Source organism: Roseomonas sp. SRI_022, from assembly GCF_057586215.1.
On the sequence record NZ_JBYCZL010000004.1, the window covers coordinates 20,934 to 46,251 of the forward strand.

General features: G+C 70.6%; 26 protein-coding genes. 14 read left to right on the forward strand and 12 right to left on the reverse strand.

Annotated features, from left to right (window positions below; translation table 11 throughout):
* The first annotated feature begins 6 nt into the window (after positions 1 to 6).
* Complete coding sequence (locus tag AC2YHJ_RS04775; protein WP_487394321.1) at positions 7 to 285, forward strand: hypothetical protein; 279 nt, start codon at positions 7 to 9, stop codon at positions 283 to 285.
* 6 nt (positions 286 to 291) lie between these two features.
* On the opposite strand, the gene AC2YHJ_RS04780 is transcribed toward AC2YHJ_RS04775, so the two are convergent.
* From AC2YHJ_RS04780 to AC2YHJ_RS04790, 3 genes are all read right to left on the reverse strand, one after another.
* Positions 292 to 531, reverse strand: a complete 240-nt coding sequence (locus AC2YHJ_RS04780) for a hypothetical protein (RefSeq protein WP_487394322.1) — start codon at positions 529 to 531, stop codon at positions 292 to 294.
* A 103-nt stretch (positions 532 to 634) separates the two neighbouring features.
* Positions 635 to 1,978, reverse strand: coding sequence for a glutamate--cysteine ligase (locus AC2YHJ_RS04785; RefSeq protein ID WP_487394323.1), 1,344 nt, complete (start codon positions 1,976 to 1,978; stop codon positions 635 to 637).
* 36 nt (positions 1,979 to 2,014) lie between these two features.
* On the reverse strand, positions 2,015 to 2,740 hold the full coding sequence (locus tag AC2YHJ_RS04790) for a 16S rRNA (uracil(1498)-N(3))-methyltransferase (protein WP_487394324.1): 726 nt from the start codon (positions 2,738 to 2,740) through the stop codon (positions 2,015 to 2,017).
* Between the two features lie 29 nt (positions 2,741 to 2,769).
* Between AC2YHJ_RS04790 and ubiA the strand changes: the two genes are divergently transcribed.
* Genes ubiA through AC2YHJ_RS04805 form a run of 3 tightly spaced genes read left to right on the forward strand, consistent with a single transcriptional unit; the run spans position 2,770 to position 4,772 of the window.
* Positions 2,770 to 3,669, forward strand: a complete 900-nt coding sequence (gene ubiA, locus AC2YHJ_RS04795; protein ID WP_487394325.1) for a 4-hydroxybenzoate octaprenyltransferase — start codon at positions 2,770 to 2,772, stop codon at positions 3,667 to 3,669.
* Complete coding sequence (locus tag AC2YHJ_RS04800; RefSeq protein ID WP_487394327.1) at positions 3,666 to 4,307, forward strand: class I SAM-dependent methyltransferase; 642 nt, start codon at positions 3,666 to 3,668, stop codon at positions 4,305 to 4,307. The genes ubiA and AC2YHJ_RS04800 overlap by 4 nt, the downstream gene beginning before the upstream one ends.
* A gap of 48 nt (positions 4,308 to 4,355) precedes the next feature.
* Positions 4,356 to 4,772 carry a type IV secretion protein Rhs gene (locus AC2YHJ_RS04805; RefSeq protein WP_487394328.1) on the forward strand — a complete coding sequence of 139 codons (417 nt, stop codon included), beginning with the start codon at positions 4,356 to 4,358 and terminating at the stop codon, positions 4,770 to 4,772.
* A 30-nt stretch (positions 4,773 to 4,802) separates the two neighbouring features.
* Here the strand turns inward: AC2YHJ_RS04805 and AC2YHJ_RS04810 are convergent, their stop codons facing one another.
* The 4 genes from AC2YHJ_RS04810 to AC2YHJ_RS04825 form a co-directional block, all read right to left on the reverse strand.
* Positions 4,803 to 5,330 carry a hypothetical protein gene (locus tag AC2YHJ_RS04810; RefSeq protein WP_487394329.1) on the reverse strand — a complete coding sequence of 176 codons (528 nt, stop codon included), beginning with the start codon at positions 5,328 to 5,330 and terminating at the stop codon, positions 4,803 to 4,805.
* 14 nt (positions 5,331 to 5,344) lie between these two features.
* Complete coding sequence (locus AC2YHJ_RS04815) at positions 5,345 to 6,646, reverse strand: c-type cytochrome (protein ID WP_487394330.1); 1,302 nt, start codon at positions 6,644 to 6,646, stop codon at positions 5,345 to 5,347.
* Between the two features lie 137 nt (positions 6,647 to 6,783).
* Positions 6,784 to 7,962: an MFS transporter gene (locus tag AC2YHJ_RS04820; RefSeq protein ID WP_487394332.1), complete on the reverse strand. Its 1,179-nt coding sequence runs from the start codon at positions 7,960 to 7,962 to the stop codon at positions 6,784 to 6,786.
* A gap of 178 nt (positions 7,963 to 8,140) precedes the next feature.
* Positions 8,141 to 8,890 carry an SDR family NAD(P)-dependent oxidoreductase gene (locus tag AC2YHJ_RS04825; RefSeq protein WP_487394333.1) on the reverse strand — a complete coding sequence of 250 codons (750 nt, stop codon included), beginning with the start codon at positions 8,888 to 8,890 and terminating at the stop codon, positions 8,141 to 8,143.
* Between the two features lie 175 nt (positions 8,891 to 9,065).
* On the opposite strand from AC2YHJ_RS04825, the gene AC2YHJ_RS04830 reads away from it, so the two are divergent.
* The 8 genes from AC2YHJ_RS04830 (at position 9,066) to AC2YHJ_RS04865 (ending at position 16,049) form a co-directional block, all read left to right on the forward strand.
* Positions 9,066 to 9,392 carry a hypothetical protein gene (locus tag AC2YHJ_RS04830; protein WP_487394334.1) on the forward strand — a complete coding sequence of 109 codons (327 nt, stop codon included), beginning with the start codon at positions 9,066 to 9,068 and terminating at the stop codon, positions 9,390 to 9,392.
* Between the two features lie 85 nt (positions 9,393 to 9,477).
* Positions 9,478 to 10,098 (forward strand): hypothetical protein, encoded by a 621-nt coding sequence (locus AC2YHJ_RS04835; RefSeq protein ID WP_487394335.1) that lies wholly within the window; start codon positions 9,478 to 9,480, stop codon positions 10,096 to 10,098.
* A 67-nt stretch (positions 10,099 to 10,165) separates the two neighbouring features.
* Positions 10,166 to 11,176, forward strand: a complete 1,011-nt coding sequence (locus AC2YHJ_RS04840; protein ID WP_487394337.1) for a C-terminal binding protein — start codon at positions 10,166 to 10,168, stop codon at positions 11,174 to 11,176.
* Between the two features lie 144 nt (positions 11,177 to 11,320).
* Positions 11,321 to 12,298 (forward strand): TRAP transporter substrate-binding protein, encoded by a 978-nt coding sequence (locus tag AC2YHJ_RS04845; RefSeq protein ID WP_487394338.1) that lies wholly within the window; start codon positions 11,321 to 11,323, stop codon positions 12,296 to 12,298.
* Positions 12,258 to 13,451 carry a TRAP transporter substrate-binding protein gene (locus AC2YHJ_RS04850; RefSeq protein ID WP_487394339.1) on the forward strand — a complete coding sequence of 398 codons (1,194 nt, stop codon included), beginning with the start codon at positions 12,258 to 12,260 and terminating at the stop codon, positions 13,449 to 13,451. Before AC2YHJ_RS04845 ends, AC2YHJ_RS04850 begins: the two co-directional genes overlap by 41 nt.
* A 106-nt stretch (positions 13,452 to 13,557) precedes the next feature.
* Positions 13,558 to 14,100, forward strand: coding sequence for a TRAP transporter small permease (locus AC2YHJ_RS04855; RefSeq protein ID WP_487394340.1), 543 nt, complete (start codon positions 13,558 to 13,560; stop codon positions 14,098 to 14,100).
* 5 nt (positions 14,101 to 14,105) lie between these two features.
* The gene (locus AC2YHJ_RS04860) at positions 14,106 to 15,410 is read left to right on the forward strand and encodes a TRAP transporter large permease (RefSeq protein ID WP_487394341.1); all 1,305 of its coding nucleotides are present in this window, start codon (positions 14,106 to 14,108) and stop codon (positions 15,408 to 15,410) included.
* Positions 15,411 to 15,518: 108 nt separating this feature from the next.
* A complete protein-coding gene (locus AC2YHJ_RS04865) occupies positions 15,519 to 16,049 on the forward strand; it encodes a papain-like cysteine protease family protein (protein ID WP_487394342.1) in 531 nt (176 codons plus the stop codon).
* A gap of 87 nt (positions 16,050 to 16,136) precedes the next feature.
* Here the strand turns inward: AC2YHJ_RS04865 and AC2YHJ_RS04870 are convergent, their stop codons facing one another.
* Together AC2YHJ_RS04870 and AC2YHJ_RS04875 are read right to left on the reverse strand one after the other, a co-directional pair.
* Complete coding sequence (locus AC2YHJ_RS04870; protein WP_487394343.1) at positions 16,137 to 16,706, reverse strand: DedA family protein; 570 nt, start codon at positions 16,704 to 16,706, stop codon at positions 16,137 to 16,139.
* 146 nt (positions 16,707 to 16,852) lie between these two features.
* Positions 16,853 to 17,257, reverse strand: a complete 405-nt coding sequence (locus tag AC2YHJ_RS04875) for a VOC family protein (protein ID WP_487394344.1) — start codon at positions 17,255 to 17,257, stop codon at positions 16,853 to 16,855.
* Between the two features lie 173 nt (positions 17,258 to 17,430).
* On the opposite strand from AC2YHJ_RS04875, the gene mscL reads away from it, so the two are divergent.
* On the forward strand, positions 17,431 to 17,931 hold the full coding sequence (gene mscL / locus AC2YHJ_RS04880; protein WP_487394345.1) for a large conductance mechanosensitive channel protein MscL: 501 nt from the start codon (positions 17,431 to 17,433) through the stop codon (positions 17,929 to 17,931).
* A 34-nt stretch (positions 17,932 to 17,965) separates the two neighbouring features.
* Here mscL and AC2YHJ_RS04885 read toward each other — a convergent pair whose 3' ends face one another.
* The 3 genes from AC2YHJ_RS04885 to AC2YHJ_RS04895 are packed head-to-tail and all read right to left on the reverse strand — an operon-like array spanning position 17,966 to position 24,265.
* On the reverse strand, positions 17,966 to 22,507 hold the full coding sequence (locus AC2YHJ_RS04885) for a DUF3320 domain-containing protein (RefSeq protein WP_487394346.1): 4,542 nt from the start codon (positions 22,505 to 22,507) through the stop codon (positions 17,966 to 17,968).
* Positions 22,504 to 22,668 (reverse strand): hypothetical protein, encoded by a 165-nt coding sequence (locus tag AC2YHJ_RS04890; RefSeq protein WP_487394347.1) that lies wholly within the window; start codon positions 22,666 to 22,668, stop codon positions 22,504 to 22,506. Before AC2YHJ_RS04890 ends, AC2YHJ_RS04885 begins: the two co-directional genes overlap by 4 nt.
* Before the next feature lie 28 nt (positions 22,669 to 22,696).
* Positions 22,697 to 24,265: a Na+/H+ antiporter gene (locus tag AC2YHJ_RS04895; RefSeq protein ID WP_487394348.1), complete on the reverse strand. Its 1,569-nt coding sequence runs from the start codon at positions 24,263 to 24,265 to the stop codon at positions 22,697 to 22,699.
* A gap of 79 nt (positions 24,266 to 24,344) precedes the next feature.
* Between AC2YHJ_RS04895 and AC2YHJ_RS04900 the strand changes: the two genes are divergently transcribed.
* Positions 24,345 to 25,301 (forward strand): S1C family serine protease, encoded by a 957-nt coding sequence (locus tag AC2YHJ_RS04900; RefSeq protein WP_487394349.1) that lies wholly within the window; start codon positions 24,345 to 24,347, stop codon positions 25,299 to 25,301.
* Positions 25,302 to 25,318 lie beyond the last annotated feature (17 nt).

A 25,318-nucleotide genomic window follows, 5' to 3' on the forward strand; every position in this document is an offset into this window, starting at 1 on the left:
GTCCCGATGATCCCCGCCCCGCCGCTGCCGCCGCCCGAGGCGTTGCTCGACGAGCAGAAGCGCGAGGAGGCCCGGCGCCAGGCGGAAGGCAGCGGGATCGAGACGGTGGCAGATGGGGCGGAACTCGCGCTCGATGTCGCAACGAGCGGGGCGCTCGACCTCGCCGCGCAGGCGGCCGGCGTGGTCGTCGATGCGACGGGTGCGGTGCTTGGCGCCACGGTTGAGGTGGCGAAGGTCTCGCTCGAGGTGGTCGGCGGAATCCTGGGCGGGCTCGCGGACCTCTGATCGCCGTCAGCGCCGCCCGGCCATCGCATCCATGAGATGCTTCTCGCGCCGCGTGAGCATCCGGTGCGCCACCCACCAGGATAGCGGCGCGGCGAGCACGGTGCTCAGCGCCGCCGCGCCATAGATCGCCAGCGCGCCGGCGGTGAAGTCACGCAGCAATCCGGGAAACTGCGTGACGATGACGATGAAGGCGCCGAACAGCACCGCGCTGATCGGCATCCAGGCGATGGCAGCGATCTTCCACATGCGTGCCTCCTGACCACAGGTCAGTCATGCAACGCAGCGCATGCTGATCGGATGCATGCCGATGAAACCGCAATCATCGCAGCGGCCTCCCGGGCCGCGCCGATCAGACCGCCGCTTCGTCGAAGATTCTCGCGACATCGCCGCCCCAGGCCGTCGCATTGCGTTCCAGCCAGCGATCCGCCTGGGTCTGCCCGGTCGCGACGATGGCGTCGAGCGGGTCGAGATGCATCTCCTCCCCCTCCCCGCGCGCCTTCAGCCCGTCGCGGGCGATGGCGAGCACGTCGCGCGCCACGTCCTGCAGCGAACGACCACCAATGCTCGCCGTCAGCGCCTGCGCCGGCACCGCGTTGCGGAGTTCGCGGAGTTCCGCAACCGACCAGCCCTTGGTCAGGGCGCGGGCCGCCTTCTGCGCGGCATCGTCATACAGCAACCCGACCCAGAAGGCCGGCAGACCGGTCAGATAGGCCGGCGCGCCGGCATCCGCGCCGCGCATCTCGAGGAAGCGCTTCAGCCGCACATCGGTGAAGACGGTGGTGACGTGGTCCGCCCAGTCGCCCATCGTCGCCGTGTGGTCCTTGAGCTTCTCGGCACGGCCTTCAAGGAACGCGCGGAAGGACTGGCCCGCCGCATCGATCCACTGCCCCTCGCGCATGATGAAGTACATCGGCACGTCGAGCACCCAGTCGGCGAAGCGATCGAAGCCGAAGCCGTCCTCGAACACCACGGCAGGAATGCCGGTGCGGTCGGGGTCGGTGTCGGTCCAGACCTTGCCGCGCAGCGTACGGTAGCCGTTGGGCTTGCCCTCGGCGAAGGGCGAATTGGCGAACAGCGCGGTCGCCAGGGGCTGCAATGCGAGGGAGACGCGCAGCTTCTCGACCATGTCGGCCTCGTCGCCGAAGTCGAGGTTCACCTGCACGGTGCAGGTGCGCAGCATCATGTCGAGGCCCATATGCCCGACGCGCGGCATGTATTCCCGCATGATCGCGTAGCGACCCTTTGGCATCCACGGCATCTGCTCGCGCGTCGCCAGCGGATGGAAGCCGAGCGGCGCGAAGCCGAGGCCGAGCGGTTCGGCGACCTCGCGCACCTCGCGCAGATGCTCGGCCGTTTCGGCATGCGTCTCGTGCAGCGTGCGCAGCGGCGCGCCCGACAATTCGAACTGCCCCCCGGGTTCCAGCGAGACCGAGGCATCGCCACGCTTCAGCCCGATCGGGTTGCCGCGGTCGAGGATGGGTTCCCAGCCGAACCGCATCAGCCCTTCGAGCATGGCGCGGATGCCGCCGGGTTCGTAGGGCGGCGGCGCGAGGGTGTCGCGGCGGAAGCCGAACTTCTCGTGCTCGGTGCCGATGCGCCATTGGTCGCGCGGCTTGCTGCCGGCGGCGAACCACCCGGACAACTGACGCGCGGAGGTGATCGGCGTGGGATCCGACTCGCCAGGATTCGACATGCAGCCCTTCCGCGGGCGCCGCAGGACGCGGCGCGTTCAGATCCGGTCCCAGTCTCCCGCCAGTGCCTGAAGCACCGCGAGGCCCGCGACTGCCGCCGTCTCCGCCCGCAGGATGCGGGGGCCGAGGGCAACGGCAGTAACAAAGGGACGACGGGTTGCGTCGTCAAGTTCGCCCCCCTCGAAGCCACCCTCGGGCCCGACCAGCCAGCCGCAGGGAAGGCTGAGCGATTCGACGACGTGACGGATCGGCAATGCATTCCTGCGCTCGGCGGCGACCAGCAGCGGCGCGCCGTCCCAGGCATCGAGCGCGGCATGCAGCGGCTGGGCCGGGTGAATCACCGGCACCGACAGCCGTTCGCATTGTTCCGCCGCCCCGCGCGCGATGGCACCCAGCCGGTCGAGGTTCACGCGGTCCACCACGCTGCGCCGCGTGGTGACGGGGTGGACGCTGGCCACGCCGAGTTCCGTCGCCTTTTCCACCACCCAGTCGAGCGCATCGCGCTTCAGTGCGGCGACCACCAGGCGCAGATCGGGTTCCGGGGCCGGGGCGCGCAGGCGCTCACCCAACGCGAAAGCGCAACGATCCTTGCGAAGTGCGGCGACGCGCGCGGCGAATTCGCCATCCCGTGCATTGAACACCGCCACCGCATCGCCAGGGCCGCGCCGCAACACGGTGCCGAGGTGATGCGCCTGGGCCGGCGTGCCGGGGATCTCCGCCCCTTCGGAAAGGCGCGTGTCGAGGAAGAATCGCGGGGTGGACATGCAGGGTCTCCGTGGCCTCTATACGCCGCGTGAGCGGTTACACCGACATCCGCGCCGGCGGCTGGGTCGCGCGCCTGCCCGAGGGCTGGCGCCCCTATGCGCTGTTGATGCGCCTCGATCGCCCGATCGGGTCCTGGCTGCTGTTCCTGCCCGGGCTGTGGGCCTTCGCCATGGTCGCACCGTCCTGGGGTCGTGGGCTCTGGCTGACGCTGCTGTTCGGCCTGGGCGCGGTGCTGATGCGCGGCGCCGGCTGCGTGGTCAACGACCTGTGGGACCGCGACCTCGACCGCCAGGTGGAGCGCACGGCGGGGCGGCCGCTTGCTTCCGGGGCGGTGCGGCCGCAGCAGGCGCTGGCGTTCCTCGCGGCGCTGCTGGTGGTGTCCTGCGGCATCCTGCTGATGCTGACGCCTGTGGCGATCCTGCTCGGTGTGCTGTCGCTGGTGCCGATCGCGCTGTATCCGCTCGCCAAACGGGTGACGGATTTCCCGCAGGCGATGCTGGGGCTGGTGTTCTCCTGGGCGGCGCCGACCGGCTATGCGGCGGCGACGGGCGGGCTGGATGCGGCAGCCATTGCGCTGTGGGCGGCGGGGTTTTTCTGGATCCTCGGCTACGACACGATCTACGCGCATCAGGACCGCGAGGATGACGCGCTGGTCGGCATCCGCTCCACCGCCCTGCATTTCGGGGATCGCACGCGGCCCTTCCTGGTCGGCTGCTACGCGGCGATGGTCGCGCTGCTGGGCCTTGCCGGCTGGCTCGGTGGCTTGTCCTGGTGGTTCGCGCCGGCACTGCTGCTGCCGGCGGGGCTGCTGGCGCGGCAGGTGGTGGCACTCGACATCCGCGACCCGGCGCTGTGCCTGCAGTTGTTCAAGGCGAACCGCGATGTGGGACTGGCGGTGGCGCTTGCCTTCCTGATCGGCCGGCTGTGAGTCCCGAGGACTTCGTCCGCACCCACACCACCATCGCGCGCACGAGCCTGGTGCCGGAGATCGCGCTGCACCTCGCCACCGAGATCACGCCGATCTGGCAGGCGACCGAGACCTGGCTCGCCGAACAGAACATCGAACCACCCTTCTGGGCCTTCGCCTGGCCCGGCGGGCAGGCGACGGCGCGGCTGCTGCTGGACGATCCCTCGCGCGTGGCCGGGCGGCGCGTGCTGGACTTCGCGGCGGGCTGCGGCATCGCCGCGGTGGCCGCTGCCATGGCCGGTGCTGCATCCGTCGAAGCCGCCGAGATCGACCCGCTCGCGCTGGCCGCCGTGCGGCTGAACGCGGCGCTGAACGGCGTGGAGGTCGCGACGCCGGATGGCGACATCGTGGGCGCGCCCCGCCGCTGGGACGTCATCCTCGCCGGCGACGTCTGCTACGAGGCGCCGATGACCGCGCATATCCTGCCCTGGTTGCGCGCCATGGCGGCGGCCGGGGCGGAGGTGCTGCTCGCCGATCCAGGGCGCGCCTACCTGCCCGCCGAGGGCTTGCAGCCGCTCGTGCGCCACGCCGTCGCGACGTCGCTGGAACTCGAAGACCGCACGCTGCGCGAGGTGACGATCCACCGCCTGCTTCCGTGACGCCGCCGCAACATGCTAACCTCCGGCTACTTGTTCGGAGGCTGGATCATGCGCCGTCTCGCCATCGCCATCCTGCCGCTGTTGCTGATGGCCGCCCCCGCAGCGGCGCAACGTCAGAACATCTACGACGCGCAGGGCCGCTACCAGGGCTACACCGAACGCAACGGCAACCGCGTCACCCGCTATGACGGGCAAGGGCGGTATCAGGGCTACACGGAGCACAGCGGCGGGCGCGCGACCACTTACGACGCGCAGGGACGCTACCAGGGATACAGCGAGCGCAGCGGCGACCGCGTGACACGTTATGACGGCCAGGGGCGCTATCAGGGCTACGGCGAGCGCAGCGGCAACCGCGTCCAGACCTATGACGGATCGGGCCGCTATGGTGGCGTGACGGAACGCGGGCCGAGCGGCACGCGCAGCTATGACGGCACGGGGAAGTTCTCCGGGAGCACCTCGCGCTGAAGCGACGGCTTCCGATCATGGCGCCGCGCCTCAGCCGATGGGCCAGTGCGCGTTGACCAGGTCCCTCTGGCGGCGCGCGCGGATCTCGCCCTTGGCCGGCCAGCGTCGTTCCTGGCCATGGGCCTCGGGGTAGTGGCGCCAGCCGAAATTCTGCGGCACGGCGCGGATGCGATGGATCTCCCGCGCCGCCACGCCGCGCGGCACCAGCACTTGCAGCCCGCGCGGATCGGGATGCGTCAGGAACAGCCGGACCGCCTCGGCCGCCGTCATCGGCCGTGGCCAGGCGCGGTAATGCGCGGCGAAGACCGGCTCGGCATCTCCGATGCGGAACTGCACGGCGCAGGATGTGCGGTGCCCGTCGCATTTCAGCACCCGCAGCCATTGCAGGCTGGCCTGGATGTCCGGCACGACCGGCACGCAGAACACCGCACGGCCGGGCAAAGGGTCGCCACCGGCGTGCACTGCCCCTGGCTGCAGCGCAAAGCCATACGCGCGCAGGCCGGACCGGCGGATCGCAGCGGTGTCCCGGCTGTCGGCGATATGGACGAACATGGCCATGACGATGCCCTCCGCTACCGCGTCGCGACGTCCAGGAAGCGCAGCAGCGCAGCCAGGTCCTCAGCGTTGCCGACTGTCTGCACCGGCATCTTGGTCCCAGGCGTCACCACATCCGGCCCGCGGGTGAACAGGTCGGCCACCGTCTCCGGCGTCCAGACGATGTCGCCGCGCGCCAGCCGGTCCGAATAGGCATAGCCGGCGACGCTGCCCATCCGCCGCCCGAACAGCCCATGCAGCGTCGGCCCGGCCATGTTGCCACCCTCCGCGGTCAGGGAATGACAGGCCGCGCAGGCACGGAAGACGCGCGCGCCATGGGGGTCGAGGCCCTCGGCCAGCGGCGCATCCACCGCATCGCCGACCGGCCCGATCATGCGACCCGCGAGCGCATCCCAGCGCCGCACCCGTCGATCCGCCCCGCCGGTCCACAACGTCCGCCCATCCGCATCGAAGGCGGCCGACCAGACCGGCGTGCCGGGGCCGTCGAGCGTGTGCAGCAGGCGGCCCTCCGGCAGGCCCAGCACCGCGACGGAACCGCCCAGCGAGGCCGCCGCCAGCAGCGTGCCCGCCGCATTCACCGCCAGCGCCACCACCGGCCGTCCCAGCGACAGCACCTCCCGCGCTGCGCCGGCCGGCGGGATCAGCCGCACCGCCCCATCCACGCCCGCCGCCGCCAGCCCGCCATCCGGCAGCGCCGCCAGGGCGTTCTGCGGCAGGGCGAATTCGGCGATCACCTCATCCGGCCCCCAGGCGCGGATGGTGCCGTCGAAGCCGGCGCTGGCCGGCACCCCATCGGCGCGGAAGGTAACGGCGTTGACGTTGCCGCGGTGGCCCTCGAGCACCCGGGCCGTCCCGTCCTCCGCCCAGAGCCGCACCGTCCCGTCCCAGGATGCGGAGGCGATCACGCCATCCCGCGCCGCCAATCCCGCGACCGGCCCGTCATGTCCCAGCAGGACGCGTTGCGGCACGCCATTGCGCGGGTCGGGGCCCCAGACCGCGATCCGGCCATCCTCCCCGCCCGAGGCCACCCGCCCATCCGGCAGCGCCGCCAGCGCATTCACCGCCCCGGCATGCCAGCGCACCACCGCGCGCGCCCGTCCCGCCGCGAGGTCCCAGAAGATCACCGACTGGTCGAAGCCGGCCGAGGCAAGCGTGCCCGGCAGCACGGCCAGCGCACGGACGGGGCCGCCATGGACGGCGGCACGGTCCTGCGCTTGTGCCGGCGCGACTATCGCGACCAGCAGGGCGAGGACTTGGAGCAGCCCCGCCCCGCCCCGCCCCGTGCTGCCTTCCGCTCCCTCGCGCGTCATCGGCATCATCGCAAATCCCTGGCATCGGTCGCGCGGCGGGATCGACGCACCTTCGCGATCGTCGGCGAACCACGCGCAAAGCCTCGGCCTTTTGGGCGCCGAATTCCAGCCATCGCCTGAGGCCGGGAGGACGCAGCCGCGTGGCCTCAGGCCGGCGCCACGCGCGGCGGCGCCTGCAGGCGGGACAGCAGCAGCAGCGCCGCGACCAGGGCAAGATTGACCGCGCCCGCGACCGAGCCCGCGATGAAGCCGGGCACGTAGCTGCCCGTCAGGTCGAAGCCGACCGCGCCCTGCAACCCGCCGGCGGCGTGGCCGAGCCAGGCGAATGACAGGATGATCCCCATCAGCGCCCCGCGCCGATGGGCCGGCGTCAGGGCGCGCGCGCTCACCAGGATGCTCGTCATCACGCCGGCATAGGCGAAGCCATAGACCACGCCGAAGCCCATGAAGCCGCCCCAGGTCTCGAACTGGGTGAAGGCGGCGACGCCGATCAGTTGCAGCGCCGAGGCCACGGCCCAGGACTGCACCGGCCCAATGACGTCGCACAGCTTGCCATAGGCGATCCGCCCACCGATGGCGGCGACCAGCATCGCCAGCATCACGCTGCCCGCATCGGTCGCCGAGATGCAGAAGCCCTGGATCAGCGGCATCAGGTGCATCAGCGGGACGGCCATGCAGGCGCAGCAGAAGAAGACGGCGGCGCTCAGGATGGGTACGGCGACGCGGACCGGGACCGGTGGTGCCGATGCTACGCCGGCCGCCGCCCGGGCCGCCGGGGCTTCCCGCATCCGCGTCGCGAGCGGCGTCAGGATGAGCAGCGTCCCGCCCCCGAGGGCGAGCAGCGCGCCGCGCCAGCCGAAGGCGTCGATGAGATAGGCCGAGAGGAACGGCACGCCCCCCTGCCCCACCGCCTGGCCGGCGGCCGCGATGCCGATGGCAAGGCCCGCCATGCCCGGAAACCAGTTGCCGACGGCGGCGAAGAGCGGCGCGAAGATCGCGCCGCCGCCCAGCATCCCCGCGATGAAGAACACCGCATAGGCCTGCCAGGGGGACGTCACCTGGGAAGCGGCCATCAGGCACAGGCCCGTCGCGATGGATGCCGTCATGCAGATGGCGCGCAGGCCGATGCGATCGGCGACGAAGCCCATCGCGGCGCTGCCGAGGGCAAGCCCAAGCAGGCCGAACGAGTTGATGGCGGCGATATCGGCGCGCTTCCAACCCTCGGCGAGTTCGATCGGGATGAAGAAGGCGGTCAGGCCGTTGACCAGCGTGCCCATGATGAGCGCGAGCATCAGCGCGGCCGAGGACACGATGAACCAGGGCATGCACGACCTCCGCGATGGGGGTTCACCCACGCATCGGCCAGCATCCACCTCCGTGCCCGGAGCCGCTGCTATCGAGATCACAGCGCGGCATCCGAGGCGCACCCGGCGCGCGGCGCTTGTCCACCGTCAGCGGGGGCCGGGGGGGGCGCCGGCGATGCCCCCCTTCAAGCCCCCGGCGTCACACCACCATTCCGCCACTCACATGCAGCAACTGCCCGGTGACATAGGCCGCGGAGGGCGAGGCCAGGAACGCGATCGCCGCCGCGACGTCGTCGGGCGTGCCGAGCCGCTTCAGCGGAATCCGCGCCGCGATCGCATCCCACTGCGCCTGCGTCATAGCCGCATGCGCCCCGGGGTCCTTGCGCGTATAGCCCGGCACCACCGCATTGACCGTCACATCCGGCGCCCATTCCAGCGCGAGCGCCTTGACCAGCGCTTCCACCGCCGCCTTGGCCGCGGCCGAGGCCGGGAAGGCCGTCACGTCGTTGCGGAACAGATGCGCGACGAAGGAGGACACGGCGACGAGCCGCGGGTCCCTGCCCTGCCGGAGGATCGGCCCGGCCTCCCGCGCCAGGCGCAGGAAGGCGAGCGCGATGGCGTCGTGGCTCTTCGCGAAGCCTTCGTCGGTCAGGGATGCGACGGCCGTCCGATCCGCGAAGCCGGCATTGGACACCACCACGTCCAGCCCGCCGAGCAGCCCAGCCGCCTCGCGCACCGCCTGTTCCGGCGCGCCGGCTTCCGACAGGTCGCAGAAGATCTCGAAGACCTCGCCGCCACGGGCGCGGATGGCCTCGGCAGTGCGGGCGGAGCCTTCACGGTTACCGCGCGTGTGGACCGCGATCGCTACGCCCGGCCCGGCCAGTGCCCGGCAGGCGGCCGCACCGATGCCGCTCGCCGCGCCGGTGACCAGGATGTTCCGTTGCCCCATGCCGTTCGCCCCATGCCGTTCCCAGGATCCGCCGGCGCCGTCGCGCCGCTCCGCGGAAGTATAGCCAGCCGCCCAGCCGGCTGACGACGCCACCCCAGCGGCGTGATGAATGGCGGCTTGCGCGATTTATCGCAATTGCGGATCATTCGCATATCAACCACCCCGGATGCCCGCCATGCCCCGCCTCTCCCTCCTGCCGGTCGCAGCCTTCGCCCTGGCCCTCGCCGGTTGCGAGACGCAGCAGCAGATCCTCGCCGACGAGCAGGGTGTGGCCACCCAGGTCGCGCTGCAGCGCGCCCGCTTCGAAATGAACTGCCCGACCGCGACCGCCGAGGTGCTGTCGAGCCAGCTGCTGCAGCCGATCGCCTGGCGCGGGCTTGAGCGCGCGGAATACATGGTCGGCGTCAGCGGCTGCGGGCGGCGCGCCACCTACATCTCCGTCTGCCAGCTTGGCTCGCCGAGCTGCCTTGCGATCCAGCCGCGGACGCAGATCACAAACTGAACGATCCCGCATCGGCGCCGCCGCGACAGGATGGCCCCCGCCCGGCATGATGGCGGCGGGGTCCATCCTGGAGGGTGCCGCTTCGATGACGATGACGGCGCCCGGCGCTTCGATGCTCGCCAGCCTCGCCTTGCTGGTGGCAGGCTGCGCCGCACCGGCGGAACCGCCTGATGGCGACATCCGCATCCGCTACGCCGTCACCGGGCAGGTGCGGCAGGCCGATGTCGTGCTGCGCCAGCAGGCCGACGCCCGACATGGCTGCATGATGGCCCAGCGCCTGCGCCTGCCGAGCGGGACCGGCCCGGCCCCGCGCCCCGACCAGCCGCCGAGCCACGTCGCCGGCTACTCCGTGGTGTTCGGGCCGGACTTCCCGCCGGAGATCGCGCATCTCAATCCTGAATGGATCGCCTACGGCCCGCAGACGCGGTTCTCGTTGGAAGTCTTTCCTCGTCCCGGCGCGCTGGAGGCCGAAGGACCGGTCACGCTCGGCCGCGCCTTCCGCATCACCGTCGCCGCCGGCGACCGGCTGTGGGAACGCAACGTCGCGGAGGACGGCCCGGCCACCGATGCCGTCGTGACCATCGCGCCCGACGGGCTGTCGGGCCACTTCCGCGTCGCCGGCCTGGTCCAGCAGATCCCGCACAACCGCATGCCGGACAGCGAGGCCATCGCCGTCGCCGGCACCTGGCGCTGCCCCGCGCGCTGACCCCGGCCCGCCTTGCGCCCCCGGTCGACCGCCCGCATCCTCCGCCGCAGATGATGGAGGAAACCGCGTGACGCTGACTGTGGTCGAGCCCGAGGGGCTCTATCCCGACACCTCGCTCGAACAGCGGATCATGGGGCCTTCGGTCCGCATCCTGCAGGGCGCGTGCAAGACCTCCCTCGCCGAACTGCCCGACGAGATCTGCCAGCAGGTCGAAGGGCTGATGACGCTGCGCATGGCGGTGCCGGCGGACCAGATCGCGCGCTTTCCGAAGCTGAAGGTCATCGTGCGGATGGGCGTCGGCTATGACCGCGTCGATCGCGTGGCGGCCGCCGCGCGCGGCATCAAGGTCTGCAACGTGCCCGACTACGGCACGCAGGAAGTCGCGGAATTCGCGGTGCTGATGGCGCTCGCGCTGCGGCGCGGGCTGACGATGTACCACGACACCCAGCGCGGGCCGAACCCCGCACCCTGGGCGGTGATGCGCCACCCGGCGGTGCGCCGGCAGGATGTGCAGACCTTCGGCGTGCTCGGCCTTGGGCGCATCGGCACCGCGGCAGCGCTGCGCGCGAAGGCGCTGGGCTACCGCGTCGTGTTCTATGATCCGGCGCTGCCCAATGGCGCGGATCGCGCGATCGGCGTGACGCGTTGCCGCACGATGGACGAGATGCTCGCCCAGGCCGACGTGCTGTCCATCCATTGCCCGCTGACGCGCAACACGCGCGGCCTGGTGGGTGAACGCGAGCTGCGCCTGCTGCCGCAGAACGCGGTCGTCATCAACACCGCGCGCGGGCCGATCCTCGACATCAATGCGCTGGAGCAGGTGATGAAGGAGGGCCACGTCGCCGCCGCCGGCCTCGACGTGATCCCGGAAGAACCGCCGGCCAACAACATTCCGAACCTGCTGCGCGCCTATCGCGACCGCGAGGACTGGCTGACCGGGCGGCTGATCATCTGCCCGCACATCGCCTTCCACACGCCCGAGGCATGGGACGATATCCGGCTGAAGGGTGCCGAGACGATGCGCGACGTGCTGGTGGAAGGGCTGTCCACCAATGTCATTCCGCCGGAGAGTGATTGAGAGGTTCTGGGTTGCCCCCGGCGCCGGCGCAGGCCGGCCCCGACCCCGCCGCCTGGCCGGTTTGAGCCGATCACCGAATCCGGCGTAGCCTCATCACGAAGCCGCGGGCCCGCGCCGCGGCGCAAGGAGAGGATACGCCGGACCATGACGATGCATCGCCGCGCCCTGCTGGGTGCTGCCGGGGCCGCCGCCCTGGCGCCCGTCGCCAACGCCCAGACGCGCTGGCAGATGGCCACCGCCTATGCCGACGGCAATCTGCACACCCGCAACATCCGCAGCTTCATCCAGGAGATCGAGCAGGCAAGCGGCGGGCGGCTTGCGGTGCAGCTGCACAGCAATGGCGCGCTGCTGCGCATGCCTGACATCAAGCGCGGCGTGCAGACCGGCCAGGTCCAGATGGGCGAGATCCTGCTGACCGCCTACGCCAATGAAGACCCGATGTTCGATGCCGATGCGCTGCCGCAGCTGGTGACGAATTTCGCCCAGGCGAAGAGGCTGTCCGACCTGCAGAAGCCCTTCATCGAGACGCGCTTCGGCCGGCAGGGCCTGTCGCTGCTGTACATGGTGCCCTGGCCGGCTGCCGGTCTTTATGCGCAGCAGGAGGTCACGAGCCTCGAACAGCTGCGCGGGTCGCGCTTCCGCACCTATTCGCCGATGACCAATCGCTTCGCCCAGTTGATCGGCGCGCAGCCGACGCTGGTGCAGTCCGCGGAACTCGCACAGGCCTTCGCCACCGGCGTCGTCCAGGCGCAGGTCACCTCGGCAGCGACCGGCGTCGATACCTCGGCCTGGGACTATGCCCGCGTCTTCACGCCGCTCGGTTTCACCATGACGAAGAATGCAGTGTTCATCTCTCGCCGCGCGCTGGAAGGGCTGCCGCGCGACGTGCAGGATGCGATCCGAGCCGCTGCGGTGCGCGCCGAGGCGCGTGGCTACGAACTCGCCGAAGCGGCACAGCGCGAAACCGAGGCGGCGCTAGCCTCACGCGGTATGCGGGTGACGCAGCCGACGCAGCAGCTTCTCGATGATTGCGCCCGGGTGGGCCGCATCATGGCCGATGAGTGGGTGACGCGCGTCGGCGATGACGGCCGCCGGCTGCTCGAACAGTACCGGGCCGCCTGAACGGCTGCGTGCCCGGCGTGCAACGGCGCGCCGGGACAGCCCAGGACGAAGGCAATCGTGCCGCCGCCTGATCATTTCCAAGGCGGCATTCCTCTTGCGCCGTGCAAGGCACGACGCCGAGAATGCCCCCGTTCAAAACACTCAAACTGGGGGCTTCCGTATGCAATCGATCCGCCGCCGCGGCTTGCTCGCGGCCACCGGCAGCTTGGCCGTTGCCGCGTCCGGCACAGCCCAGGCCCAGACCCGCTGGCAGGTCGCCACCGCCTATCCGGACGGCAATTTCCACACCCGCAACATGCGCGAATTCGTCGATGCGGTGCAGGCGGCCTCCGGCGGCCGGCTCCAGATCCAACTGCATTCCAACGCCTCCCTGCTGCGCATGCCAGACATCAAGCGGGGCGTGCAGACGGGCCAGGTGCAGTTCGGCGAGATCCTGCTGTCGGCCTATGGCAACGAGGACCCCTTCTTCGAGGTGGACAGCGTCCCGCAGCTGGTGACCAGCACGGAGATGGCGCGCAAGCTCGCCGAGTTGCAGAAGTCCTATGTCGAGGCCCGGCTGCAGCGTCAGGGATTGTCGCTGCTCTACTGGGTGCCGTGGCCGCCGTCCGGCTTCTACAGCAACGCGCCCATCGACACCGTCGACGCGCTGCGCGGCACCAAGATGCGCACCTTCAACGTGCTGACCAACCGCTTCGCGACGCTGTGCGGTGCGACGCCGACCCTGGTGCAGCAGGCCGAGGTGCCGCAGGCCTTCGCCACCGGCGTGGTGAATGTGATGGTCACCTCGGCGGCCACCGGCGTCGATGTACAGGCATGGGATTTCTGTCGTGTCTTCACGCCCATCGGCTTCACCCGCACGAAGAATGCGATCTTCGTGCAGACGCGCGCCCTCCAGGGACTGCCCGCCGATGTGCAGGCGGCGATTCGCACGGCCGCGGCGGCCGCCGAGGCGCGTGGATGGGCGATGTCGGACGCCGAGACGGTGAGCCAGCAGGCCACCCTCGCCCAGCGTGGGATTACAGTGCAGCAACCCAGCGCGGCACTGATGCAGGGATTGGCGCGGATTGGCGCTACCCAGGTCGATGAATGGGTCGCCAAGGCCGGTGACGAAGGCAAGCGGCTCATCGACTCCTACCGCGCCGCCGTCGCATGATCGGCAGCGGGCGGCCCGCCGGCCGCCTGCTTTTGCCCACGAATGAGCCTCGAGACCACGGAGCGCCACGCATGACCCCGAAACCACAAACCCCGGGGCATCGGCCATGACCGGGATTCGCCGCGCTCTCGATGCGCTTTATTCGCTGGCCGCCGGTCTCGCTGCGCTGTCGCTGCTGCTCATCTTCCTCGTGATGATGGCCCAGGTCGTGATGCGCGAGCTGGAACTGCAGTTCCCCGGCGCCGACGACATCACCGCCTATCTCTGCGTCGCCACCACTTTCTTCGCGCTCGCCCGTACCTTCAAGAACGGCGAGCTGATCCGCGTCGGTATCTTCATCGAGAAGCTCCCCGGCGGGCTGCGGCGCGCCGTTGAGGTCGCGGTGCTCAGCCTCGCCGCCGTGATGATGGCCGCGATCACCTGGTTCACCCTGCAGGACGTGCTCTTCTCGATCGAGATCGAAGAAGTAGCGCAGGGCACGGTGCCCTTCCCGACCTGGATCCCGAAATCGGCGATGCCGCTCGGCGCCGGTATCCTGCTGATCGCGATTATCGACGAACTGGTTCGTGTCCTCTCGGGCAGGCTGCCCGAATACGTGCAGGCCGCGCTTGATCGTGCCGCCCGCGGCGACTTCTCGGCCGAGGTCTGATCTCCATGGAACTTCTCACCCTCGCGCTGCTGCTGCTGGTGCTGCTGTGCATGCTGCTCGGCTTCGGGCTCTGGATCTCGATGAGTCTCGCCGCGGTCGGCTACGTCGCGATCTCCACCATGCATCCGGAACCGGGTCTCTTCCTCGCCACGGCGATGTGGGATTCGACCAGTTCCTGGACGCTGTCCGCCCTGCCGATGTTCATCTGGATGGGCGAGATCCTGTTCCGCACCAAACTGTCGGAAGAATTGTTCAACGGCCTTTCGCCCTGGGTGCGCTGGCTGCCCGGGCGGCTGCTGCATGTGAACGTGCTCGCCTGTGGCATCTTCGGTTCGGTCTCCGGCTCCTCGGCGGCGACCTGCGCGACCGTCTCAAAGATCGCGCTGCCGGAGCTGCGCAGGCGCGGATATGACGAAGGTGTCGCGATCGGCTCGCTTGCCACCTCGGGCACGCTCGGCATCATGATCCCGCCGTCGATCATCATGGTGGTCTACGCCGTGGCGGCCGAGGTCTCGATCGTGCGCGTCTTCATCGCCGGATGCCTGCCGGGGCTGCTCGTGATGGTGCTGTTCAGCGCCTACATCGTCGTCTGGGCGATGCTGAATCCGCAGAAGCAGCCGGCCAAGGAACCGGCGCTGCCATTCATGGACAAGCTTCGCGTCAGCGCCCAGCTCATCCCCTGCGCGCTGCTGATCATCGCGGTGATCGGCACGATGTTCGTCGGATGGGCGACGGCGACGGAAGCCGCGGGCTTCGGTGTGCTGGGTTCGCTGATCCTCGCCGGCGTGACAGGCACGCTGTCCTGGCGCAATTTCATGGACAGCCTGATGGGTGCCACGCGCCTGTCCTGCATGATCATGTTCATCCTGGCGGGCGCGGCCTTCCTGACCAAGGCGATGGCGCTGACCGGCATCCCCGCCGCGCTGGCGCAGGGCGTCGCAGCGTTGAACCTCGGCCCCTATGGCATCATCGCGGTGCTGACAGTGGTGTACCTGATCCTCGGCACTGCGCTGGATGGCGTTTCGATGATCGTGCTGACCACCTCGGTCGTCATCCCGATGGTGCAGAGTGCCGGCTTCGACCTCGTGTGGTTCGGCATCTTCATCGTGCTGCTGGTTGAGATCGCGGAGATCACGCCTCCCCTTGGATTCAACCTGTTCGTCATGCAGACGATGACAGGCAAGGAGCAGACGGAGGTTGCCTGGGCCTCACTGCCCTTCTTCCTGATGCTTGTCGTCACGGTCGTGCTGATCACGGTGTTCCCCGTGACGCTCGTCACCGGCCTGCCGGAGTGGCTGCTGGCACGCTGACCCCGCCCGCGCGCCCTTCGCCGCGCGGTGAAGGGCGTGTGACCTCCTTCATGGCGCGCGCGCGCCCGCAAGGCGTAGCCTTCCTGTCTGGGAACAGGAGGCTACCTCATGTATCTCGACGTCCCGTTCGTCAGCCAGCTCGACTTCGGCGGCAACCAGCACCTCGATGATCCGACCGGCTGCTGGTACGCCAGCGCCTGCATGATCGCCTACAGCTTCGAGGCCGGGCCGCGCCAGGGTGTGCCGGCCCTTTATTCACGACCGTTGCCGCAGGCCGACGGCACCACGACCACCGGCCACTGGACCTTGGCCTACGGCTGGCTGCCGACGCTCATGGCCAATGAGCATCTGGTGGAATTGGATGGCGGCCTGCCGGCCTCAATCCCCGAGTTGGACCTCGCGCTGCGGAAGTGGGGCCCGATCTTCATCCCCTGGATGAAGACGCATGGCGGCAGCACCTATGGCCATGTCTCGGTGATCATCGGCGCGCATGACGCCAGTATCATCTTCCACGATCCCGAGAATGCGCCGCGCAGCGAGATGGCGCTTGAGACGATGCGCGCGCAACTTGCCCAAGGCTGGCCGCTGCTGCGGCGGGACGCGCTGCCCTTCAGCTACGGGGTCGCGGTGAGCGGCTGATGCGACCGGCATCCTTGCCGGGCGTATCCGCAGGCGGGGTTGGTGGGGCGGCCGCGTCCCAAACCAAAGTGCCGCCGGCGGGTGCAGTCATTCCGCCGGCGCCCGCGCCCGCACGCGTGACCGGCACCAGAAGTGCCGCGCCACGAAGAACACCAGCGCGGTACCCGCGATGGCGCAGATCGTCCAGAACAGCCGCTCGACGCCCAGCCAGGCGCCGAGGAACCATCCCGCCGTCACAAAGCTGCCCGCCCACAGGCCGGCCGCGAAGAAGTTCAGCACGGCGAAGCGCAGCCGGCTGTAGCCCGCCAGGCCGCAGACGATCGAGGCGACATTGCGGATGCCGTAGAGGAACCGGAAGGTCAGGATGAACAGCGTGCCGTATTGCTCGAGCAGACGGTTCGCGCTTTCGACCCGCGGGCGGGATTTCGGGAAGCGGCGCAGGATCCCCGGCCCGTAGCGGCGGCCAAGATAGAACCACGTCTGGTCGCCGAGATAGGACCCGAGCCACACCGACGCCAACAGGATCCACGGATCGACCAAGCCGACCGTCGCCCCGATGGCGGCAGCCGCAAGCACGAAGGTTTCCCCTTCGAAGAATGCCCAGAGCGCGGCGCCGAGATAGGCGAACGCGCCCCAATCGGCCCAGAACTCGGCCAAGAGGAAGCCCCCGTGTTTCTTGCGATCAGCATGCCCGCTGGCGCGGCCCAAGGGAATGACGATCGGACCAGTCTCATCCTTGAGAGGGCGCGAGACGGCATCTGTCAAGCTGCCCGGCCCGGATGCACCGCGTGGCGGTCGCGTCACTACCCGGGCGCGGGCCAGTCCGACCGCTCGAAGCGCTGCACCTCCAGCGTGTATCCGGCCGGATCGCGGAAGAAGAATGAGGTGACGCGGTAGGTCTCGGACAGTGCCGGGGCCGTCGCCACCTCGACGCCTGCGGCCTTGAGCCTCGCGTGCCAGCCTTCGACATCCTGCACGACGAAAGTGACGATCGCGCCGCCCTGCACGCGTGGGTTGTCCGTCACGCGCGGCGCGCGTGCGCGACACACGCCAAGGAAGGCGCGCGCACCCGATGCCGGCGCATAGATCCGGCAGGACCCCTGGTCCTGCACCAGAGCAAGGCCGAGCACATCCTCATAGAAGAGCCAGGATGGCTCGGGGTCCTCGGCATAGAGGAAGGTGACGAGTTGATCGAAGGGAGCGTGCATCCGCCCAGGATGAACGCGCCGGCCCGCACCGGCCAGACCGCGCATGCGGGCCTGGCGTCTCGGTGATCGGCCCGGCCATGCCTTCTTCTGGTCACGCCGTTGAAGACGCGGGATGATCACGGTGCTGCCCGCCCGGGCGGCCGCGCGATTCTCCTGGGAGAGGGCAACACCGCATGAGCGACCTCGCGAACAAGATCACCAGCCAGATCCCGATCAAGGAGCCGGAGTGGCTGAAGGAGTTCAAGGCCTTCATCATGCGCGGCAACGTCATCGACCTCGCCGTCGGCGTGGTGATCGGTGCCGCCTTCACCGCCATCGTCACATCGGTCGTCGAGGATCTGTTGAACCCGATCGTCGGCATCCTGATGGGGGGGATCGACTTCTCGAACCTGTTCGTCGTGCTGTTCGGCGAACGGCGTGCCTCGCTTGAGGCGACGCGCCAGGGCGGCGCCTCGGTGCTGGCGATCGGTTCCTTCCTGAATGCCGTGATCAAGTTCGTGATCGTCGGCTTCGCGGTGTTCTGGCTGGTGAAGCTGCTGAGCAAGCTGCAGGCCTCCCAGGCGGTGGAGAAGGCCAAGGCGGCGCCGGCGCCGACCGCGTCGGAGAAGCTGCTCGCCGAGATCCGCGACGAACTGAAGGCGGCACGCGGCGCCAGCCCGCCCCCGACGGCCTAAGCAACGGCCACCGGGCGGGCAGGCGTCCGTCCGGTCAGGCGAGCCGGATCGTTCCCGCCCCCACCAGCGCCGCGAGCCGCGCGGCGATCGCCACCTGCGCCCCGGCATCGAGGCCGAGCAGCGCATGGATCGCCGTGGCGAGTTCCGCCTCGGTCATGGTGCCGCGCCGGGCGAGCAGCGCCTCCGCCGCGGCGGCGATCTCGGCGGGCGGCACCGCGGCGGCGCGGCGCAGATGGGCGGCGGCGGCGCGGCGGTCGCGCGGGGCGACCTTCGTCGCGGCTGTGGCAAGCAGGCCGGCGGCCTCGGTCACGCCATGCTGCGACTTCGCGATCCCCATCGCCTGGCGGATCGCCTCCTTCTCCTTTGGCGCCAGGGAATCGCGCCCAGCGGCGAGGCGCAGGCGCTCGGCGAGGCTGTCGGCGGTGAGCGGCGCCTCCACCGCCACCACCTCCGCGATCGCAGCGGCCAGCGAGGCCGCAGGCAGCGCATCGAGCGGCCCCTGCGCGAGGGACGGGGCAGCCTCACGATAGGGCTCGGCGAGGCCTGGGTCGGGCGGCGGCGCCGGTGCGGCAGTGGCTTCCGGCGCGGCAGCAACCGGCGCGGAACCGAGCGCCGTCCGCACCTTCGCCGCCTCCGCATCCGGTCGCGCATACCAGGCGAGCGACCAGGCGCGGGCCAGTTTCCAGCCCATCATCTCAAGTGCGCTCGGGCGGCCGCGTTCCCGGTCCCGCGCGCAGCGCAGTGCGGCCCAGTCGCCGGCATCGGCCTCGATGCCGAGCTCGTAGCCCTGCTCCCCCTTCGCCGCGACGTCGAGGAACAGCCCGGCAAGGCCGACATGCGGGACGGGATCCTTGCCGGCCTCGCGCACAGCCTCGGAGATGGCATCCGCGATGGGGCTGCCGGTCGCGGCACCACCACCGCGCGGCGCCGCGGCAGGCGCACCGGCGAAGGTCAGGAAGGTCTTGAGCGCGGCGACGCCACGGCCCGAAGCGCGCTCGGTATCGATGTCGTCGCCGCCGATGCCCGAGAAGACGACGCAACGCTTCTTGGCCCGCGTGATCAGCACGTTAAGCCGCCGCTCGCCGCCATCCATCGACAGCGGCCCGAAGCGCATCGCGAGCCGCCCATCCTTGTCTCGGCCGTAGCCGACCGAGATCATGATCGCGTCGCGCTCATCGCCCTGCACGTTCTCGAGGTTCTTCACGAAGAAGGGCTCGTCGGCGTGGTCGGTGAAGAAGGCGTCGGCGGAGGGCTCCGCGCGGCGCGCCGCCTCGATCGCATCCATGATCGCGTCGCGCTGGCGGATCGAGAAGGCCGCGACGCCGAGCGTGTCGCCGGGCGTCTCCTTCGCGTGGCGCATCACCGCCTGCGCGACGGCTTCCGCCTCGGCGCGGTTGACGCCTTCGCCGGTCTCCCATGCGCCATCGACGCGTACCAGCGAGAGGCCGAGTTCGGCCGAACGCGGGCGCGGTGATGGCAGCACCAGCAGGCGGTTCTCGTAGAATTCCTGGTTGGATGTCGCGATCAGGCTCTCATGGCGCGACCGGTAGTGCCAGCGCAACATCGCCGAAGGCACGCCGCGCGCATTGCACAGGCCGAGGATGGATTCGACGTCGCGCGCCGCAACGGCCTCGGGCGCGTCCTCCGGTGCGATATCGTCCTCCTCCCCCGTCATGCGCTGGAAGAAGCGGGTGGGCGGCATCTGCCGGTCGTCGCCCACCACCACCACCTGGCGGCAGCGCGCGATGGCGCCGAGCGCATCGACCGGCTCGATCTGCGACGCCTCGTCCATCACCAGCAGGTCGAAGGTCAGTCCCGGCCGCAGCCCATGCGGCGGTGCAAGGAACTGCGCGACCGACAGCGGCGACATCATGAAGATCGGCTTGGCCTGCTGCACAGCCGGTGCTGCGCGGAGCAGCAATTCGCGCACGGGAAGGTGGCCGCGCTTCTTCTCCATCTCGCCGCGGATCACCGTCATGCCCGGCGCGCCGTCGCGCACCTGCTTGACGCGATCGGCATGCGCACGCGCGGCCTCCGCACGGGTCAGCGACACGCGCGCGCGATCGGCCTCGCGGAATTCGGTGACCACCCGGTCATAGGCGGCGGCATCAAAGGCGGCGAGGTCTGGATGCTGCGCCGTCGTCGCGCGCAACAAGCCCTCATGCAAGGCATAGGCGAAGGCGTCTTCGGCCGTGTCAGGCGACAGGCGGCCATCCTGCAGGCGTTCGACGATGGGCTCGATGCCACGCGCCTCGGCGCGCGCGCGGCGCCAGCCCTGCCAGAGCGGCAGCGCCTCCGGCTGCCCGGCCCAGGCGCCGAGCCGGTCGGACAGCGCGGCGAAGGACGGATCGGCGGTGCCGAAGGCGGCGATGGGGTCGAGGCCGGTCGCCTGCTGCAGTTCGGTCCAGGCGGTCGCGGCCGCTTCCAGCACGGCAGCGTCGCCGGGCGGCGCCTCGGCCGCCAGCGCGGCGGCGGCGGCCGGCCCGTGCTTCTGGCGCCACAGGATCAGCGCCGACATGGCGGAGGGATCGGTGTCCTCGCCCCGCCACAGCCGGCCGAAGGCCGCCTGGCCCAGCGCATTGCCACTGCGCACGCGTTCCCGCGCCGCCTGCCCCGCGATGGCGGCATCCAGCGCCGCGAGCGGATCGGCACCGTCGCGCGCGACGCGCGCCGCGACTGCCTGCGCTGCCGACCGGCTGGAATTCAGGAAGCCGAAGAAGCCGCCCGATGTCGCAAGCGTCGCGCGCGCTTCCTCCAGCCCGCCGACATCGAGCGCACCGGGCTTCAGCCGCGCGTCGCGCTTAGCGATGGCGAGTTTCGCGACGGCCTCGGTCAGCGCCACCAGCGGCGCCGGATCGGCGCGCCAGGCAGCACTTCCCATCGCCGCCCTGTCGTGGTCCGGCGCTTCGCGCAGTGCGGCGGCAGACCGCAGCCGAGCCGCGATGGCCGCCGGCCCCGCCGTGCCGCCTGCCTGCGCGCCGGCGGCAGCGAAGGCGCGGATCCAACCCGGCAGGCGCATCATCAGCCGGTCGGCGTCGGCCGGGCCCAGATCCGCCGTCACGCCGCGCCAGGGGTTGTTGGCGCCATCGGCTTCGGTGGCGCGCGCCGCGAGGTCGCGCACCGCGTCGCGCTTCGCCGCGATGGTCGCGCCGTCCCAGGTCGCGGCGTCGAGCGTGAAGTCGGGCACCGATATGCCCTTGCGGCGCAGCCCGACCAGCGTGCCGATCACCTGGTGCAGCGGCACGCCGGATGCCGCCGCGGCGCCGCGCATCGCCGCCGCGTGGCGGTTCAACCGGCCACGCAGTGTCGCCAGCCGGTCGATCACGGCCTGCCGGTTGGGCTTGGGCGGCGGCGGCAGGGCGAGTGTCGCGCGCAGCTCGTCGAGGACGGCGCGCTTCGACTGCTTCTCGGAATGCAGTTCCAGGCAGGCAGCGCCGAGGCCGATATTCTCGAGCCGCCGCTTCACGACCTCCAGCGCGGCGAGCTTCTCGGCGACGAACAGCACCGACCTTCCGTCGAGCACGGCCTGCGCCAGGATCGTCGCGATGGTCTGCGACTTGCCGGTGCCCGGCGGTCCCTGGATCACCACATGGCCGCCGCGGCGCACGGATTCCGCTGCCAGCGCCTGCGACCCGTCCATGTCCACGACATGGTCGAGCCGTTCGACCGGGATCGCTTCATCCACGTCGGCGTCATCGGGGAAGGTGGGCTGCGTCGTCAGCGCCTCCCCGCCGACCAGCGCGCGCACCAGGGGGTGGTCGGCGAGCCCGGGATTCTCCTCCGGCCCCAGGTCGCGCCACATCAGGAACTTGGCGAAGGAGAACAGGCCGAGCGCAAGCGCATCGGCATCGACCGACCAGTCCGGGCGATCTTTCACCGCGCCCGCAACGGCCTCGGCCCAGGCGGTGGGGTTGTACAAGGCCTCATCGAACTCGGGCAGCGCGGTGTTGAAGTTGACCTTCAGCATCTCGCGCAGGGACAGGTTCTCGGCGACCTCGGTGGCACCGGCGCGCAGGCGGAAGGTCTGGGACACGCCCTCGCGTTCCAGCATGACCGGCAGCAGCGCGAGCGGCGCGCGGCGTTCCGTCTCGGGTGTGGCGGGATCGCGCCAGGACAGCGTGCCGAGCGCGAGGTAGAGCGTCGGCACGCCAGTCTCCTCGCGCGCCGTGCGCGCATCGGTCATCAGGTCGCGCAGGCGGCGGGCGAGGTCCGGCGGCGGCAGACGGACGCGCAGCAGCTCGTCGCGCTGCCAGTCCTCGCGGCTGATCGTGTCGTCCGCGCGGGTGACGCCCTCGGCCTCGGCGGCGGCCTTGCTGGTGCGCTTGCGGGTGCGGCGCGGCTTGCCTTCGGCGGGCGCCTCGGTGGTGGGTGTCGCGGGTACTTCCTCGCCGGCGGCCTCGAAGCCGAAGGCACGGCCGGCGGCGAGCGCGGCTTCGACGAAATCCGCGTCCTCGTCATCCAGGATGACGACGCCACGCGAACGCCCGGGCTTCGGCAGCGACAGCAGCCGGTTGCGGGTGGACAGATCGAGCAGGGCGCGGCGCGCCTCTTCGAGGGCCTGGCGAAGGTCCGTCATGGCGTGTCCTGATTTGCCGGCGGGTGCGGATTCCAGCCGAGGAGAAATTCGAAGAAACGACTGATGGCATGCCAGAGCAGGGCGATCAGCACGACCTTCCCGACCTCACGCGCGGTGACCAGTTCGGCCAGGATCGCGTCGGCGGCGATGGCGGCCAGCACGCCGCAGAACAGGACCGCGCAGATCTCCCTACGCATCCGCCGCACCCAGCAGCCGCCGCAGCCGCAACTCCTCGAGGTCCAGCTCCTCGACCAGCCGCGTCATCAGCTCTTCCTCCAACCCGTCCTCGTCCCGGTGACGGATCAGCCGGTTCCGGCCGGCGCGCAGCGCGTGCAGGCGGTGTTCGAGCCGCGACGCACGCTCGGCGGCGATCGCACCCTGGTTGATGCCGTCCAGCAGCCGCACGCGGTCGCGGTATTCGGCCAGCAGGTCCTGCGCGATGGCGCCGGACAGCACGTCCTCGGCGCGGCGCTCCATCTCCCGCAGGGAGGCATGGGCGATCAGCGTGCGCGCAGCGGCTTCCTCATGCGGCATGGTGGTGCGGCGCTTTTCCTCCGCCCCCAGCCGCCGGATCAACCATTCCAGCGTCGTGCCCTGCAGCACCAGCGTCGCGAGGATGGCGCAGAAGGCGAGGAAGACGAGCAGGTCGCGCTCGGGGAAGGTCACCGGCAGCGCGAGTGCCGCGGCCAGCGAGACGACCCCGCGCATCCCCGCCCAGGAGATGATGATGGAATGGCTGAGCGGTGGCATCGGGTCGCGCCGGCGCACCGATGGGATCTGGCGCGGCAGCCAGGTCGCGGGCAGCACCCAGAGGAAGCGCGAGACGATCAGCACGGCGGAAATGGCGAGCGCGAGCAGCGCGAGGTGCCAGTTCTGATAGTCGTGCAGCCGGCCGAGGATGCCGTTCAGCTGCAACCCGATCAGGATGAAGATCAGGCTGTTCAGCACGAATTCGATGAACTGCCACACCGTGCGGGAATCGCGCCGCGTCCGGGCCGAGAAACCGTGCTGCGCACGCCCGAGCACGAGCCCCGTCGTGACCACGGCGATGACGCCGGACACGTGCACCGCTTCGGCTGCGAGGAAGGAGCCGAAGCAGGCGATGAAGGATGCCGCGGTCTCGAGCAGCGTGTCGTCGAGCCGGCGCGCCGCGCGCACCACGAGCCACCCCGCCACCCAGCCGATCGCCGCCCCCCCGACGGCGAGCGCGAGGAAGGAGAGCCCCGCCTCCGTCCAGGAAAAGCTGCCCGCCAGCGTGGCCGCCACCGCGAAGCGGTAGAGCACCAGCGCCGAGGCGTCGTTGATCAGGCTTTCGCCTTCCAGCACCGTCACGATGCGCCGCGGCAGGCGCAGGCGCTGCAGCACGGCCGCCGCGGCGACTGCATCCGGCGGGGCGACGATGGCACCGAGCGCGATCGCCGCCGCCCAGGGAAAGCCCGGGATCAGCAGCTTCACCACGACGCCGACACACACCGCGGTGAAGAGCACGGCGCCCACCGCCAGCGCGAGGATGGGCCGGATGCTGCCCTTGAAGGCATGCCAGTCGGTCCGATAGGCGCTGGCCTGCAACAGCGGCGGCAGGAAGAAGGCGAGCGCGATCTCAGGGTCGAGTTCGACCTCCGGCATGCCGGGGATGAAGGCGAGCACCATGCCGCCGAGCACCAGCACGACCGCATAGGGCAGCCGCGTGCGGCGGGCGAGGAGCGCGAAGCCGACGCAGGCCGCCATCAGCGCGAGGAGAACTTCGACGATTGCCATTGCCGCGAACCTGCCAAGCCGGGAACGGCCTGGGAAGCGGCCCCTGTGATTCGCGACGAAGATTCCCATATTGGGAAGCATGCTCGACGCCCCCCTGCCTGCCACTGACGACCCGCTGCTCGATGCCTATTCCCGCGCCGTCATCGCGGCGGTCGCACGGGTCGGGCCGGCGGTGGTGCATGTCGCGACGCGCCGTAGCGGGGGCGGCGGGACGGGCTCGGGCGTGGTGATCTCGCCCGACGGGCTGGTGCTGACCAACGCCCATGTCGTGGCCGGCGCCGAGGCGCTGGAGGCCACCGCGCCGGATGGCCGGCGCTTCGCGGCCCGGCTGCTGGGCCAGGACCGTGCCACCGACATCGCGGTGCTGCGTGCCGAGGCGCAGGGCCCGCTGCCGGCGGCGGAACTCGGCCATTCGGCCGGGCTGCGGGTCGGCCAGGTCGCGATCGCGATCGGCAATCCTCTCGGCTTCGCCAATACCGTCACGGCCGGCATCATCAGCGCGACGGGCCGCGCGCTGCCTGCGCATGGCGGCTGGCCCGTCGAGGACCTGATCCAGACCGATGCGGCGCTGAACCCCGGCAATTCCGGCGGTGCGCTGGCGGATTCCGCCGGTCGCGTGATCGGCATCGCGACGGCGGTGATCATGGGGGCGCAGGGGCTGTGCTTCGCCGTCGCGGCGGACACGGCACGGCATGTGCTCACCCAGGTGCTGCGCTTCGGGCGGGTGCGCCGCGCGGTGCTCGGCATCGCGGTGGAACGTGCGGCGGTGCCTGGGAGGCTCGCGCATGCGGCGGGGCGGGACGGTCAGGGCTTCGGCGCGCGGATCATGCGCGTCGCCCCCGGCGGGCCGGCAGCGGCGGCGGACCTGCGCGAAGGCGACGTGATCCTCACGATCGACGGCATTGCCGCGACCGGCGCGGACGCCCTGCTGCGCGCCCTGATGGGCGAGCGCGTCGGTATTCCCGCCGAGATCGTGGCCCTGCGTGGCCAGGAGGTGCTGCGCGCGACCGTGGTGCCGTCGGAACGTGACGGATAGCCGCGCCGCTCCACGCC